15 protein-coding genes are annotated in these 14,868 nt (G+C 38.7%); 9 read left to right on the plus strand and 6 right to left on the minus strand.

Going from position 1 to position 14,868, the window contains the following annotated elements:
• The first annotated feature begins 348 nt into the window (after positions 1-348).
• Together DDU33_RS04870 and DDU33_RS04875 are read left to right on the plus strand one after the other, a co-directional pair.
• A complete protein-coding gene (locus DDU33_RS04870; protein WP_005819774.1) occupies positions 349-1,329 on the plus strand; it encodes a ribonucleotide-diphosphate reductase subunit beta in 981 nt (326 codons plus the stop codon).
• Positions 1,316-2,980 carry a ribonucleoside-diphosphate reductase subunit alpha gene (locus tag DDU33_RS04875; protein ID WP_005819776.1) on the plus strand — a complete coding sequence of 555 codons (1,665 nt, stop codon included), beginning with the start codon at positions 1,316-1,318 and terminating at the stop codon, positions 2,978-2,980. The genes DDU33_RS04870 and DDU33_RS04875 overlap by 14 nt, the downstream gene beginning before the upstream one ends.
• Before the next feature lie 129 nt (positions 2,981-3,109).
• Here DDU33_RS04875 and pnuC read toward each other — a convergent pair whose 3' ends face one another.
• The 6 genes from pnuC to nrfA all read right to left on the minus strand — a co-directional run bounded on the left by pnuC (position 3,110) and on the right by nrfA (position 9,658).
• Positions 3,110-3,844, minus strand: coding sequence for a nicotinamide riboside transporter PnuC (pnuC, locus tag DDU33_RS04880; protein WP_108923459.1), 735 nt, complete (start codon positions 3,842-3,844; stop codon positions 3,110-3,112).
• Positions 3,845-4,033: 189 nt separating this feature from the next.
• Complete coding sequence (gene pyrG, locus DDU33_RS04885) at positions 4,034-5,668, minus strand: glutamine hydrolyzing CTP synthase (protein ID WP_108923461.1); 1,635 nt, start codon at positions 5,666-5,668, stop codon at positions 4,034-4,036.
• Positions 5,669-5,852: 184 nt separating this feature from the next.
• Entirely contained in the window at positions 5,853-6,818 is a 966-nt protein-coding gene (nrfD, locus tag DDU33_RS04890; protein WP_108923463.1) for a cytochrome c nitrite reductase subunit NrfD, read from the minus strand.
• Entirely contained in the window at positions 6,818-7,495 is a 678-nt protein-coding gene (gene nrfC, locus DDU33_RS04895) for a cytochrome c nitrite reductase Fe-S protein (protein WP_005819784.1), read from the minus strand. The genes nrfD and nrfC overlap by 1 nt, the downstream gene beginning before the upstream one ends.
• Positions 7,495-8,133: a cytochrome c nitrite reductase pentaheme subunit gene (gene nrfB, locus DDU33_RS04900; RefSeq protein ID WP_108923465.1), complete on the minus strand. Its 639-nt coding sequence runs from the start codon at positions 8,131-8,133 to the stop codon at positions 7,495-7,497. The genes nrfC and nrfB overlap by 1 nt, the downstream gene beginning before the upstream one ends.
• A 19-nt stretch (positions 8,134-8,152) precedes the next feature.
• Positions 8,153-9,658 (minus strand): ammonia-forming nitrite reductase cytochrome c552 subunit, encoded by a 1,506-nt coding sequence (gene nrfA / locus DDU33_RS04905; RefSeq protein WP_108923467.1) that lies wholly within the window; start codon positions 9,656-9,658, stop codon positions 8,153-8,155.
• 398 nt (positions 9,659-10,056) lie between these two features.
• Here nrfA and ilvG point away from each other — a divergent pair, with 398 nt between their 5' ends.
• The 7 genes from ilvG to DDU33_RS04940 all read left to right on the plus strand — a co-directional run bounded on the left by ilvG (position 10,057) and on the right by DDU33_RS04940 (position 14,656).
• Entirely contained in the window at positions 10,057-11,712 is a 1,656-nt protein-coding gene (ilvG, locus tag DDU33_RS04910) for an acetolactate synthase 2 catalytic subunit (RefSeq protein WP_108923469.1), read from the plus strand.
• Complete coding sequence (gene ilvM, locus DDU33_RS04915; RefSeq protein WP_108923471.1) at positions 11,712-11,939, plus strand: acetolactate synthase 2 small subunit; 228 nt, start codon at positions 11,712-11,714, stop codon at positions 11,937-11,939. Before ilvG ends, ilvM begins: the two co-directional genes overlap by 1 nt.
• Positions 11,940-11,999: 60 nt before the next feature.
• Positions 12,000-12,602: a 16S rRNA (guanine(966)-N(2))-methyltransferase RsmD gene (gene rsmD / locus DDU33_RS04920; protein WP_108925245.1), complete on the plus strand. Its 603-nt coding sequence runs from the start codon at positions 12,000-12,002 to the stop codon at positions 12,600-12,602.
• A 3-nt stretch (positions 12,603-12,605) separates the two neighbouring features.
• Positions 12,606-12,917: an HI1450 family dsDNA-mimic protein gene (locus DDU33_RS04925; protein WP_005823581.1), complete on the plus strand. Its 312-nt coding sequence runs from the start codon at positions 12,606-12,608 to the stop codon at positions 12,915-12,917.
• Positions 12,918-13,030: 113 nt separating this feature from the next.
• Positions 13,031-13,903 carry an SAM-dependent methyltransferase TehB gene (gene tehB / locus DDU33_RS04930; protein WP_108923473.1) on the plus strand — a complete coding sequence of 291 codons (873 nt, stop codon included), beginning with the start codon at positions 13,031-13,033 and terminating at the stop codon, positions 13,901-13,903.
• 49 nt (positions 13,904-13,952) lie between these two features.
• The gene (locus DDU33_RS04935; protein WP_108925246.1) at positions 13,953-14,258 is read left to right on the plus strand and encodes a DciA family protein; all 306 of its coding nucleotides are present in this window, start codon (positions 13,953-13,955) and stop codon (positions 14,256-14,258) included.
• A gap of 20 nt (positions 14,259-14,278) precedes the next feature.
• A complete protein-coding gene (locus DDU33_RS04940) occupies positions 14,279-14,656 on the plus strand; it encodes a copper resistance protein NlpE (protein ID WP_108923475.1) in 378 nt (125 codons plus the stop codon).
• The last annotated feature ends 212 nt before the right edge of the window (positions 14,657-14,868 follow it).

Below are 14,868 nucleotides of genomic sequence, written 5' to 3' on the forward strand. Positions count from 1 at the left end.
AAAAAGAAACAAGCGGTTTAATTTTTGTTGAGATTCGCAAAAAAGCAATCAAAATTAACCGCTTGTAAGATAACGCTAGAATGGCGTGAATCATACTACAAAACAGCAAAATTGTCCTGATTTTCCCTAAAAATACATTATTAGTATAGATAGGTGAAATCTATGAAGTTACTATATATAGTGTTTTACATGCCGTAAATGCACTAGATATTGATTTTAATAAGTTGAAAAATATTTTCCTTTATAAATCAAAGGGCTAATAAAAAACATCTTTGTCAAGACTTGTTCTTCTAAAAAATTTTACCTAAAATCTCCACCTCTTTTAAGGAAAAATCATAGAGCAGCAGTATGAAAAGAAGAAATCTCTTTGAAAAACGCTTGAATATCAAGCCATACGAATACCCAGAACTCCTTGAGTTTAAAGATGCCATTCGCCATTCTTATTGGTTACACACTGAGTTTAATTTTACAGGGGACATTCAAGATTATCGTACCACGATTACGGATCATGAACGCCATGTATTGACTCGTGCAATGTTGGCAATTTCTCAAGTTGAAGTAAATGTAAAACGTTTCTGGGGTGAGCTTTATCGTTATTTCCCGAAACCAGAAATGGATGATGTTGGTGGAACTTTCGCAGAATCCGAAGTTCGTCATAAAGATGCCTATTCTTTCTTACTTGAAAAACTTGGTCTAAATGAAATGTTTAGCCAAATTCAAGATATTGAGCCTTTGATGAATCGTATCCGTTATATGGAATCGTTCATGAAAGATAAGGATGCGGGTAAAGGAGAATTTGTATTATCGCTTGTGTTATTCTCTTTATTTGTTGAACATATTTCATTGTTTGGTCAGTTCTTGATCATGATGTCTTTTAATAAGTATAAGAATTTATTTAAAGGCATTTCAAATGCAGTAGAGGCAACTTCTAAAGAAGAAGAGATCCATGGTAAATTTGGTATTGCGTTATACGAAATTTTACGTGATGAACATAGTGAATTATTTACACCAGCATTCTTTGAAGAATTACAAACGCTTGCGAATCAGGCTTTCGAAGCTGAAAAAGGGATCTTAGATTGGATCTTCGAAGAGGGCGATTTGAGTTTTATCAGCAAAGAAACGGTATTAAATTACATTAAGAGTCGTTATAACAATTCACTTGTTACATTGGGGTTAGAACCACCACATAACATTAACCCTGAGTTATTAAAAGAAACGGCATGGTTTGATATTGAAATTCTTTCAACAAAAGAAACAGATTTCTTTAACAAACGTAGTACCGATTATAGTAAAAAAATGAAACAGATTACCGCCGATGATTTATTCTAATATTCGCCCAGATTTTGCATGGCTAAATGAAGATAGCCGTTTATTTTTACAACGTGGTTATTTGCTAGAAGGCACAACCGCATTAGATCGCATTCGTTATATTGCAGAACATGCTGAACATAAGCTTGGTATTGAAGGCTTTGCAGAGAAATTCTACCACTATATGGCTCGCGGTTATTTCTCACTTTCTTCGCCAATTTGGTCTAATTTTGGCTTAGATCGTGGTTTACCGATTTCTTGCTTTGGTAGCTATATCGGCGACTCTATCCATGAGATCATGGAAACAACCGCTGAAGTGGGAATGATGAGTAAAATTGGTGGGGGGACATCAGGTTACTTTGGCGATATTCGTCCGCGTGGTTCAGCCATTAAAAATAATGGTAAATCAGACGGTTCGTTTAACTTTAGTAAATTATTCGACACAGTGATCGATGTAATTTCACAAGGGACATCACGTAAAGGTCAGTTTGCCGGCTATATTGATATTGAACATGGTGATATTGATGAGTGGCTAGATATTCATACGGAAGGTAATCCGATTCAGTTGATGTACTATGGCGTTTGTGTGGGGCGTGAATGGTTAGAGTCCATGAAAGCCGGCGATCCATATAAACGTCAATTGTGGGCAAAATTATTACAACGCAAAACGGAAACCGGTATTCCGTATCTATTCTTTAAAGATAATGCGAATGCAGGTCGCCCGGATGTTTATAAAGATAAAAACATGACTGTACATGCGTCAAATTTATGTACTGAAATCATGTTGCCATCAAGTTCAGATGAAAGTTTTGTTTGCTGCTTATCTTCTATGAACCTACTTTATTTTGATGAGTGGAAAGATACAGATGCACCAGAAGTATTAACTTACTTCCTTGATGTTGTAATGAGTGAATTCATTGAAAAGAGCAAAGAAATTCCGTTCTTACACCGTGCAACAAAATTTGCAATTCGTCACCGTGCACTAGGTTTAGGCGTATTGGGATGGCATAGTTATTTACAGGCAAATAATATTCCTTTTGACAGTTTTGAAGCAATGCAAAAAAATAACCTAATCTTCAAAACGTTACAGGAAAAGACCTTAAAAGCATCGCAAGAGTTAGCACAACGTTTTGGCGAGCCAGAACTATTAAAAGGTTACGGACGCCGCAATACTACTTTGATGAGTATTGCACCGACTAAATCAAGCAGCTTTATTTTAGGTAGTGTTTCGCCATCTGTTGAGCCGTTTAAATCAAATTACTATGTAAAAGATTTAGCGAAGATCAAAACTGTTTATAAAAACCCATTCTTAGAGAAATTACTCAAAGAAAAAGGGTTAGATAAAGAAGAGATTTGGGAATCGATTTTACATAATGATGGTTCTGTTCAACATTTAGAGCAGCTGTCAGAGCATGAAAAGGATGTATTTAAGACATTTGCTGAAATCAGCCAATTAAGTGTGATTCAACAAGCAGCACAGCGTCAAAAATATATCGACCAAGGTCAAAGTATTAACTTAATGATTCATCCTGCAACACCGGCACGTGATTTGAATCAGTTATATTTAACCGCTGAAGAGCTAGGTCTAAAATCAATTTACTATCAAAACTCAATGAGTGCTGCGCAAGTGTTTAACCGTAATTTGCTCAGCTGTTCAAGTTGCGAAGGTTAATATTAAATATGATAAAAATACCACCGAGAGGTGGTGTTTTTATATTTGAAATCTGTATTTTGCAACGCTATGCAATAAGCCTTTAAGTAAAATACCCTCGTTTGAGATACAAGCGAGGGCATATTATTTTTAGTGTTGATGGTGTCGTTTTTCTAACTGAATCCAGTTGTAGTAACCATAAATAGAGTTACATAAATACATCATATACATCACTAATAATGGTGTACTTGTTTCACCATTTTGGAAATACATCACCGCCCAAAGCGAGATCGTCATAATATTCACAATAATCCATAATGCCCATTGCTCACGATAACGCATAATCATCAAGACTTGAGCAACAATCGAAATTACAACCGTAGCACCATCTAATACGGCTAATGCACTGCCTAGATATTTTAATAATTCAATATAAGAGAACGTTCCTATTACGGTCACAATAGCTAAAATAACCCACTGTTTGGCATTGAGTGCTTTGGCAATCACTTCGCTTGCACCGGCAGTATTTACGGTATTTTTATTGGTCATATTTTTACGCCAAAAGTAAAATCCAATAAACTGAACCGGTACGTAAACTAATAAATTAAGCATCATTTCGCCGTATAGCTTAAATGTATAAGAAATGTAAGCGTAGAGTGAAACGGAGATCAGACCAAAGAAATAGTTACTGATTTTACCTTTACCGACAAAAACGACACATAAAATGCCTGTGATTGCAGCAATGGTTGCAATCCAAGAGTCAGGCTGAATAATAAAAATACCGATTTGAATCGCAAGAAAAAGCAATAGCCAACTGGCTTCAAATTTAGTCCAACCACTAAAGAGTTCCTGCTTAAGTTTGGTAAGAAGAGATGTTGAATTCATATAACCTCCTAAAATATTCAACTGCGTTTTATTTTACCTCTTTAATATCAGAAATGTAAAATATAAATAACATTTTAGTGTTTCATTTTGATCTTTTTTGTATTTTATGGAGGGTATAAAATACAAAAGCGGTCTATTTTGTTGCAAAATTTGCAAAAAATAGACCGCTTATTTTCTTAAATGTTTAAATTACATTTGTTTATCTTGATGATCTTTTGCTGCTTTGACAAAGCCTTCAAAGAGTGGATGACCATCACGAGGCGTAGAGGTAAATTCCGGGTGGAATTGCGCTGCTACAAACCAAGGGTGGTTTGGTACTTCAATAATTTCCACTAATTTACGATCTGCTGATAAACCACTGACTTTTAAACCTGCCGCTTCGATTTGTGGTAAAAGCACATTATTCACTTCATAGCGGTGGCGATGGCGTTCTTCAATCGTTGCTGAGCCATAGACTTCACGTGCTTTTGTACCTTCGATTAAGTGGCACTGTTGTGCACCTAAACGCATTGTACCGCCTAAATCAGAGTCATCAGAGCGGACTTCAACATTACCTTCCGCATCTTGCCATTCCGTAATTAAACCAACAACCGGATAAGCACACTCTTTATCAAATTCTGTTGAGTTTGCGCCTGTCATACCGGCAACATTACGGGCATATTCGATTAACGCAATTTGCATACCTAAACAGATACCGAGGTAAGGAATGTTATTTTCACGAGCATATTGTGCTGTACGGATTTTACCTTCTACACCACGATAACCAAAACCGCCCGGCACGAGGATCGCATCAACGCCTTGTAATACTTCAACGCCTTTGGTTTCCACATCTTGTGAGTCGATATATTTAATGTTTACCGCTAAACGATTTTTTAAACCTGCGTGCTTCAGTGCTTCATTGACCGATTTATAAGCATCTGGTAATTCAACATATTTACCCACCATACCAATAGTCACTTCGCCTGTTGGGTTAGCTTGTTGATAAAGTACTTGCTCCCATTCAGATAAATCTGCTTCAGGGCAATTTAAGCGGAAGCGCTCACAAACAAAGCTATCTAATCCTTGAGATTTTAATAACTCTGGAATGCGGTAGATAGAATCCACATCTTTTAGTGAAATCACCGCACGCTCCGGTACGTTACAGAACAGTGCAATTTTCTTACGTTCGTTAGCCGGAATCGCACGATCTGAACGACAAATTAACACGTCTGGTTGAATACCAATAGAAAGTAACTCTTTTACCGAATGTTGAGTTGGTTTTGTTTTTACTTCGCCTGCAGTTGGAATATATGGCACTAACGTTAAGTGCATAAATAAGGTTTTTTCACGACCAACATCTACGGCTAACTGGCGTAACGCTTCTAAGAATGGAAGAGACTCAATATCGCCAACAGTTCCGCCCACTTCAACGATAACCACATCACGCCCTTTACCACCTTCGATCACACGTTCTTTGATTTCGTTTGTGATATGTGGAATAACTTGAATGGTTGCCCCTAAATAGTCGCCACGGCGTTCTTTACGTAATACTTCAGAGTAAATTTTACCGCTGGTAAAGTTATTCGCTTTGCTCATTTTTGAGCGAATAAAACGCTCGTAGTGTCCTAAGTCTAGGTCAGTTTCTGCACCGTCTTGAGTCACGAATACTTCGCCGTGTTGCGTTGGGCTCATTGTACCCGGATCAACGTTGATGTAAGGATCAAGCTTCATAATGGTGACATTTAAACCACGAGCTTCAAGAATAGAGGCTAAAGACGCAGCGGCAATCCCTTTGCCTAAAGATGAAACAACACCGCCCGTCACAAAAATATAATTCGTTGCCATTTTATTTGCCTTTGTGATGATAATTGATTGGAAAATAGATTAAGAAAGTTTACTTTTAAAAGCGAAGTAAACCATCAGGACGGGATAACAGTTTACAGGAAAACGGGCTTTTTTGCTAATAGAAAAACGAGAAAGCGGTCATTTTTGCAAAACTTTTTACAAAAATAACCGCTTGCGAGAAGGCTTAACTTGCAACCGTTAATTGCCCTGCATAGAGGATAAAATAACGTAAACAGAGTACCCCAATTAAGTCGAAAATGGAGACTAAAATAATGGTTTTTACACTGTGTTTCACTTTATCGCCGCCAAAAATGTTGGCAACTAATGGAATTAAAATCCCGATAAAGAATACCCCAATCCAGAATACCATTCCCCAGAAACCGGATAAGGCGTTGTGTAATGCAAGGGTTTTATCGCCGCCACCAAAATGTAAACCAACAAAGAAGCAAACTAATAAGCCTAATTCAGTAACCATAATCGGTACTTCAAATTTGTGAATAAAGTTCACTTCTTGGCTATGTCCGGACAATTTTCCTGCGATTAAAATCATCAAGAAAGTGGCCGCAATCCCTGATGATGTTCCTGATGCGAGGAATAGCGCAGGAAGAACAGGGTTGTTTAACATTGGGTAGCTAATCAATGCTGAAAGTAAGAAGCCGGTATAAGCCCCTAAGACGGCAGCTAATACAAATAGCACAAACTCAACCACTTTAAGCAATTTATTCTCTGCAAAATCGATCCAGCCTAAAAGGAATTTGAATGCAGGAAAATAACGATGAACAAGGTTTGCAATCCAGTCCTTAAACATAATGGCGATCCAGACGACCAGTACAGCCATATAGACTTGGAAAAGCATTACCCCCATTGACATCACAGAGCTGCCATTATAGTTGAACATTAATTTCCAGAACGTCCACGGTTTCGTTAAGTGAAAGATCAATAACGTTAAACCGATAATCGTTGGAATGGTGCCTAACACCGCAGCACTGCGAATGATCCAGTTTTCACTCGGTTTTTCAACCTTCACACTATTGCGGTAAGCAATGGCTAACTGCACAGAACCTGAAGCAATCCCTAATAAAAAGAGATAAATGGCAATGGTGCTGTCCCACACTAAATTAGGGGTTTGAAATGGAATATAGTTACTCATTATCTATGCTCCCCTTTACCAAATGGAATGTGGTATAAATTCGGCTCTGTACCTAAATTTACTTTTGTACGATAAACCGGATTTTGACGAACTTTTTGTACCACAGCACTACTTGGATCGTTCATATCGCCAAATGTTAATGCCTTCGTTGGACAGGCTTCCACACAAGCCGGCTGTTTGCCTTCAGCAAGATTGGTATCGCGACAGAAGTTACATTTATCAGCAGATTTTTTCTCTGGGTGGATAAAACGAACACGATACGGACATACTGCGATACAGTATTGGCAACCTACGCATAAATCTGAATGAACATCCACAATACCCGTTTCAGGATCGACAAAAGACGCTCCAGTCGGGCAAACGCTTACACAAGGTGCATTAGAACAGTGTTGGCAAGATTGGCGGAAAAATTCATATTTAACGTTAGGGAATTCGCCATAAGGTTCACTACGAATGATCTCTAAACGAGAAACACCTTCCGGGACTTTGTTTGTTGTGCGACAAGCGTCCATACAAGCAGTACAACCGATACAGGCATTTTCGTCATGCACCATCGCATAGCGAATTTTCTTTTCTTCTTTCCCAGTAGCAAGGCTGACTCCGGTAGCAAGCCCTGTACTTGCTACCACAGCGATTGCACCTGCCCCTGAGACGAAGTCTCTACGGGTGCAACTCATTATTTATTTTCCTTAGCTTCCTGAGCGTTAGCTTCTTCTTTTTTAGCTTGGATACGGGTATGACAATCTGTACAAAGTTTAATACGTTGTTTTTCAGGAATGTCTTTCATCGGATCTTTTTCTGGGTGAAGTTCGTGGCAGTTTGCACAAGCAATTTTGTTTGCGTGTGTATCGTGTGCCCAGAATTTTTCACGTAATTTATCTTCCGTATGGCAAGCGACACAAACTTGATTTTGTTCGTGAACAGAGCGTTCTAACTTATCATTGCTTGTTTTGCCGTGAGCATTAAAACGCATCACATCTTTCACGCCTTTACGGTGATCTTCAGAGATGTTTCCGTGGCAGCTTACACAGGTTACTTGTTTGCCGTTGTTTGGGCTTTTTGCACTTTCTTGAAAGTGTTTGCCGGCATGGCTAAATGGTTTACCTGTTGCATTTGCAGATTCGTGACATTGCGTACAATATTTATTCGGATCACGGCGAGCATCTTCGGCCATTTGGCTGTTTGATTGCTCTGTCCATAGCGGTTTAGGCTGTGCCGGCATTTCTGCATTTGCAGTTGAAATCGCAAAAAGACCGGCAAAAACGACCGCTTGTAGGGCGATTGCTCGCCCTGCTTTGGTAATGATATTTTTCATAATTCACCTCAAGCTTCAATTATTTTGCTTCTGCTTTTGGTGCGGCAACGGCTTTTGGCTCTTCTTTAGCAGGTAATAAACCTTTTTCACGTGCTTGAGCTTCCCATTGTGGAACAACGGTTTTTAAGAATTCATCTTTTGCGGCTTGTTCTTTAGGAATATCTAAGCCAATTGCTTGTTGTGCTTTTTCACGTGTTGAAATATCTGGAATTGCAACTGGTGTTGTAACACCGTGTTTCGCTAATACCACACCTAATTTCGCACGAGCATCGGCAGCACGGTCAATACCTGTTGCAATCACGTGTAATGTTACATCCGGTGCGTGAATATGGCTACCGTGACCCGCCGCTGAGTAGTCCCAACGCCATTGAGCGTGACGGATTGCTGTTAAGATGTCTTTCATCTCTTCTTCTGTTGCACCGTTATCCCACGCAGCTTTTGCTTCGAAGTGAGCTTTAACTAACTGATCTTCTAATTTGATCATGGCATCTTTCACTTGTTTTTTGTGCTCTGCTACACGTTTTTGCAAGGTTTCTTTGCTTTGCTCGTGGCAGGTTTTACAAGTTGCATCAAATTGATCGAATGGATTACCGATTTTGTGATCAGTATAAACTTTGCCATCTTTATCTTTTACTTTTGGCATATGGCAGTCGATACAAGTCACACCATTTTTACCGTGAACACCTTGCGCCCAAACTTCAAAATCAGGGTGCTGTGCTTTTAACATCGGTGCACGAGATAATTTATGTGTCCAGTCTGTAAATTGGATTTCATCATAGTATTTCTCAATGCTATCAACATCCACGCCTTTATCCCATGGGAAGGTTACATCTTTCTTATCTTTGAAGTAGTATTCCACGTGGCAGTTTGCACAGACAGCCGCACGTTTGCCGTGTTTGTCGAGGTCTTCAAATTTCCAACCTACTGTTTCTAAAGCACGTAATACGTGAGGACGCGCAATGCGTAATGCCGGTTTACCCTCTTGGAAATCTTTTGATTTGGTGTCGTGGCAGTCTGCACAACCAATTGAGTTTACGATTTCCGCACCATATTTCGCCCATTTTGGATCAAAGTAGCCACGTTCGCCTTTCTCTTCGATTAAACGTGCTACATCCGGACCTTTACAAGTCCAGCACGCCATAGGTTGAGGACCATCATTTTCATCTTTAGGCGCACCGGTACGTAAAATATCACGTACATCGGTTATGGAATAATAATGTCCACGAGGTTTGTTATATTCTTTAGAGAAAGCATAACCTGCCCATAAAACAACATAACGAGGGTCAAGTGCTAATGCACTACCACGGTCTGTCGATTCAGAGGTTGCTTTCCAAGAGTTGTATTGAAGTGGGTATTTTTCAGCGAATTTATGGTTTGCTGATTCCACCTCAACCCCTAATTTTTCATGTTTTAAAGCTTTATCTGTTAAGCTTTCAGCCGCTTTTTCTTCAGCCCATGCCGAAGATGATAAACAGCCCAACATGGCAATTGTTGCCATTGCTAAACTTTTAGTTAAACGTTTCACTTTAGGTCCCCCCACAAGGATTAATTAAATGAGAATTCTTCTTATTAAACAATAAGATATATACTGCTATACGCGTGCGAGCATATAAAATTCATCTCTTATTTGCTACGGTAAAATTCACTTTCTTTGAAATAAATCAACAAAAAATCGTGAAATACCTCGTTATGGTTATGAGGTGTTTTAAGCAAAATAACTCCTTGTAGGTAGAATTTTATGTGCCTAAATTGATACAAGAAAAAATGTTCTCTCTCAAGAGAGAGGTAAACGTTTGTCTTTGGTTGTACGTTATTCGTAAAAATTTCATAAAATTTACAAAATAGAATTTAAAAACAGGGGATTTTATGTTATGAATAATCCTTTCCATCAAGTATTAAAATAGCAAAGGAACACAACGTTTAATGAATGGCTCAACTTTAGTAATAGAAAGCTTAAAAGCGCAGGGCGTAACACATTTATTTGGTTACCCCGGTGGGGCGATTATGCCAACTTATGATGCAATTTATGATTCGGGGTTAGATCACCTTCTTTGTCGTAATGAGCAAGGCGCGGCAATGGCGGCAATTGGTTATGCAAGAGCGACAGGCAAAGTCGGCGTATGTATCGCGACATCAGGGCCTGGGGCAGCAAATTTAATTACCGGTTTAGGCGATGCCTTAGCGGATTCTATTCCTATCGTAGCCATTACAGGGCAGGTTGCCAGCCCATTAATTGGCACAGATGCTTTCCAAGAAGCCGATGTTTTAGGGCTTTCTTTAGCGTGTACCAAACATAGTTTTATTGTGCAAAGTATTGAAGAATTACCGGAAATCATCGCAAAAGCCTTTCAAATTGCGCAAAGTGGTAGACCCGGTCCGGTGTTAGTTGATATTCCTAAAGATATTCAAGTTGCACCAACTTCAGCACAAGCGGTTAAATATGAGAAAGATCTTGCAAATGCACAGGAGCCAGCAAAATTAGCCGCAGCCTTTGAACTACTCAAGCAAGCCACCAAACCGATCTTATATGTAGGCGGTGGTGTTGGTATGGCTGGCGGTGTACAAGCGGTCAGAAATTTCCTTGAAGTAACTCAAATGCCTTCGGTTTCAACCTTAAAAGGTTTAGGGACGATTTCGCCGGAAGATCCGTTATATATGGGTATGATCGGCATGCACGGCACTCGTGCGGCAAATTATGCGGTTCAAGAGTGCGATTTATTGATTGCTTGTGGTGCTCGATTTGATGATAGGGTTACCGGTAAATTAGACACCTTTGCACCTCATGCAAAAGTGATCCATATTGATATAGATGCCGCAGAAATCAATAAACTTCGTCAGGCAAATGTGGCGTTAAAAGGCGACCTAATTGAAGCGGTAAATGCCCTTGCCCAACCGTTAAATATTGACAGCTGGCGTGAACATATCCGCCAATTAAAAAGTAAACTTGATTTTACTTATGTGGAAAATCAGGGCGAAGGCGATATCGAACCGACCGCTTTATTACACACGCTTTCGCAACGTAAACCGAAAAATGCTGTTGTTACAACAGATGTCGGTCAGCATCAAATGTGGTCGGCACAGCATATGCAGCATTTTGCACCAGAGAATTTTATTACCTCTGCCGGTTATGGCACGATGGGATTTGGTCTACCAGCTGCCATTGGTGCGGTAAAAGCCCGCCCAACCGATCCGGTAATTTTAATCACGGGCGATGGCTCTTTTATGATGAATGTCCAAGAGCTTGGCTCAATTAAGCGTGGAAATCTGCCAGTGAAGATTTTACTGCTGGATAATCAGCGTTTAGGTATGGTAAGACAATGGCAATCACTTTTCTTTAAAGCGCGCCACAGTGAAACCATTTTGGACGATAATCCTGACTTTGTGATGTTGGCAAAAGCATTTGATATTCCGGCTGAACGCATTGAAAAGGCCGGCGAAGTGTCTGAAGCTTTAGACCGCTTGTTAAATGCTAAAGGTGCTTATTTACTTCACGTTTGTATTCCGGAAGAGAGTAACGTTTGGCCGTTAGTTCCACCAGGGGCTTGTAATACTGATATGCTTGATGAGGAGAAAAACTAATGCAACAGTATCATTTAACCTTAAAAGCACATCAACGCCCAGAAACCTTGGAGCGCATTTTACGAGTTGTGAGACATCGAGGCTTTGAACTTTGCACGTTAAATGCGGAAATTCAACAAAAAGAGCTGGTGTTATCACTTGTTGTACAAAGTAGCCGAGAGCTTTCTTTACTGGTTACACAGCTTGAAAAATTGATTGATATAGTCGAAGTGGATTATAATCAGTAGATGATATGGGGTATTACCTTATTTTGGGGTAATACCTTTTCACTTTATTTTTCCTATGTTATGAAAGCAAAATCAACACAAAAACAACAATCTCTCGGCGAAGTAAGAGTTATTGCCGGTTTATGGCGAGGGCGAAAACTTCCCGTCTTAAATGCCGAAGGGCTAAGACCGACCACAGATCGAGTAAAAGAAACCTTATTTAATTGGTTAATGAGCGATATTGCAGATAACCGCTGTTTAGATTGTTTTGCCGGAAGTGGCTCTTTAGGCATTGAAGCCCTTTCTCGCCAAGCACAAGCGGTGGTTTTTCTTGAAAAATTTACCAATGCGGCAGCACAGTTGAAAAAAAATCTTGAGAAATTAAAGACAGAAAAAGGCGTGGTCTTTAATGTAGATACACTTCAATTTTTAGCGAAACCAAACCAAGATAAGCCTTTTGATGTCGTTTTTATTGATCCGCCGTTTCATCATCAACTTGTTCCTAAAGTTTTAGCATTGCTCGCCCAAAATCATTGGCTCTCTGAACAAGCAATTCTCTATGTTGAAACGGAAAAAGATCATCCGCCTTTAGTATTGCCGGAAGGTTGGCAAATGATTAAAGAGAAATCGGCAGGTATGGTAACCAGCCGATTAATTCAATTAACCCCTTTAAAAAGTGAGTAAGACATGACGAAATTAACCCCTGATGAAGCAATTGATATTGCTTATGATATTTTCTTGGAAATGGCAGGAGAGAACCTTGACCCTGCGGATATTTTGCTTTTCAACTTGCAATTTGAAGAGCGTGGTGCGGTTGAAATGGTTGAAACCGCTGATAATTGGGATGAAGAAATCGGAACGTTAATTGATCCGGAGGCGTTTGCCGAAGTCTGGGTAGGATTAGTGAATGAGAAAGATGAAATGGATGACGTTTTTGCTAAATTCCTCATTTCTCATGATGCTGAAAACCGTGAATATCACGTTGTTTGGAAAGAATAAGAAAAATCTGACCGCTTGAAATTTAAATCCGACTTTTTTAGTCGGATTTTTATTGCCTTCAGATTGTAGAGTGATAAAATGCCAAATATCATTTATTTTTTGAAGGAAAAAACATGGAAAATCTTATCTGTTATAAACAAATGCCTGTTTGGACAAAAGACACCTTACCGCAAATGTTCCAAGAAAAACATAACACCAAAGTGGGGACTTGGGCAAAATTAACCTTATTAAAAGGCTCACTCAAATTTTATGAATTAACGGAAGAAGGTGAAATCATCAGTGAGAGTTTATTTGATACGGAACATCAACCGCCTTTTGTTGAGCCACAAGTTTGGCATCGGGTTGAAGCTGCTTCGGACGATTTAGAATGTCAATTAGCCTTTTATTGTACGGCAGAAGATTTCTATGCGAAGAAATATAATTTAACCACAACCCATTCTGAAGTTGTTAATGCCGTGAACTATGTAAAAGGGGGGAAAGCCTTAGATTTAGGTTGTGGCCGTGGGCGAAATTCCCTTTATCTCAATTTATTAGGATTTGATGTAACGGCGGTCGATCATAATCAAGAGAGTATTGATTTCTTAAATTATGTGAGAGAAAAAGAAGCCTTAACAAAGCTTGATACTGCAGTTTACGATATTAACCAGGCGAATATCGGTACAGAAAACGCCGAATATGATTTTATTGTATCTACAGTGGTTATGATGTTCTTAAACCGTGATCGCATTCCTGCAATTATTGAAAATATGCAAAAAAATACCAAAATCGGTGGCTATAACTTAATTGTTTGTGCAATGAGTACCAAAGATTACCCTTGCCCAATGCCATTCTCGTTTACTTTTAGCGAGGGAGAGCTTGCAAATTATTATCAAGATTGGGAGTTGGTTAAATATAATGAAGATCTTGGGCATTTGCATAAAACAGATGCTAACGGCAACCGTATCCAATTACGTTTTGCAACCATGTTAGCAAAAAGAGTAAAATAATTTATATTGCCTTAATCTCGGCACGGCTGTTGTCGTGCCGCTTTTCCAGATGAAAAATCACTCAATCAAAAATATAACGGATATTTTACAGAACTCCAGTCTGACAAAAATTGTCCAACGAGCCAATGAATTAAATGATTTAAATCAAAAAATTCAGAAATTATTGCCTAATCAATATCGTGGGCTTTACCGCATTGTGAATTTAGTTGATAATCAACTTATCTTTGATGTGCCAAATGCGACAATTCGCCAAGGCTTACAATTACAGCAAGCTGAAATATTGGCGCTCATTCGTAACGATTATCCTCAAGTAAGCGAATGCCTATTTAAAGTTAATCCGAATTTTAAACATTGATAAATGAAGAGGAAAAAAAGATGAAAAAAATCGCAGTGATTACACTGGCTACATTGTTAGGGGCTTGTTCAATGTTACCGAAAAAAAATGTAGCAGGGACTTATCAAGGAGAATTACCTTGTGCAGATTGCGATAAAATTCAGGCTGAGTTAATTTTAAATGCCGATAATACTTATCAATATAACACTGTTTATTTTAAAAATAGTAAAGAACACGCCTTCACAGACAAAGGTAAGTTTACTTGGGATCAAAATAAATCCAATGTTATTCGCTTAGAACAAGACTCAGGGAATTTAGCATTCCAAGTGACAGATGGTTATGTGGAAATCTGTGATGCAAGTGGCAACGTGGTTAAAAATAGCCAACTGAATTATAAATTATTAAAAGTTACCAAATAATATCTATAAGCCTCTTTGAATAAAGAGGCTTTCTTTTTGTAAAATAAACTTAAAAAATTAACCGATTTCCCCTTAATTACCACATAAAAATAAAGTGAAGCCCCCTCCAAATGGATTATAAAATTGTGATCTTTATCACATTTTTTACAAATTTTTTCATATATAGTTATCCTGATTTACTTTTTTAACATAAATCACTAGAATAAGCCGCC

The organism is Actinobacillus porcitonsillarum (assembly GCF_003101015.1).
In the GTDB taxonomy this organism is placed as follows: domain Bacteria; phylum Pseudomonadota; class Gammaproteobacteria; order Enterobacterales; family Pasteurellaceae; genus Haemophilus_A; species Haemophilus_A porcitonsillarum.

Excerpts from the sequence above, each read along its gene's own strand:
- ilvM (WP_108923471.1), top strand. The coding sequence starts at position 11,712 with ATGCAACAGTATCATTTAACCTTAAAAGCACATCAACGCCCAGAAACC.
- nrfC (WP_005819784.1), bottom strand. The coding sequence starts at position 7,495 with ATGAGTTGCACCCGTAGAGACTTCGTCTCAGGGGCAGGTGCAATCGCT.
- rsmD (WP_108925245.1), top strand. The coding sequence starts at position 12,000 with ATGAAAGCAAAATCAACACAAAAACAACAATCTCTCGGCGAAGTAAGA.
- DDU33_RS04875 (WP_005819776.1), top strand. The coding sequence starts at position 1,316 with ATGATTTATTCTAATATTCGCCCAGATTTTGCATGGCTAAATGAAGAT.
- tehB (WP_108923473.1), top strand. The coding sequence starts at position 13,031 with ATGGAAAATCTTATCTGTTATAAACAAATGCCTGTTTGGACAAAAGAC.
- nrfD (WP_108923463.1), bottom strand. The coding sequence starts at position 6,818 with ATGAGTAACTATATTCCATTTCAAACCCCTAATTTAGTGTGGGACAGC.
- DDU33_RS04940 (WP_108923475.1), top strand. The coding sequence starts at position 14,279 with ATGAAAAAAATCGCAGTGATTACACTGGCTACATTGTTAGGGGCTTGT.
- DDU33_RS04925 (WP_005823581.1), top strand. The coding sequence starts at position 12,606 with ATGACGAAATTAACCCCTGATGAAGCAATTGATATTGCTTATGATATT.
- ilvG (WP_108923469.1), top strand. The coding sequence starts at position 10,057 with ATGAATGGCTCAACTTTAGTAATAGAAAGCTTAAAAGCGCAGGGCGTA.
- DDU33_RS04870 (WP_005819774.1), top strand. The coding sequence starts at position 349 with ATGAAAAGAAGAAATCTCTTTGAAAAACGCTTGAATATCAAGCCATAC.
- nrfB (WP_108923465.1), bottom strand. The coding sequence starts at position 8,133 with ATGAAAAATATCATTACCAAAGCAGGGCGAGCAATCGCCCTACAAGCG.
- pnuC (WP_108923459.1), bottom strand. The coding sequence starts at position 3,844 with ATGAATTCAACATCTCTTCTTACCAAACTTAAGCAGGAACTCTTTAGT.
- DDU33_RS04935 (WP_108925246.1), top strand. The coding sequence starts at position 13,953 with ATGAAAAATCACTCAATCAAAAATATAACGGATATTTTACAGAACTCC.
- pyrG (WP_108923461.1), bottom strand. The coding sequence starts at position 5,668 with ATGGCAACGAATTATATTTTTGTGACGGGCGGTGTTGTTTCATCTTTA.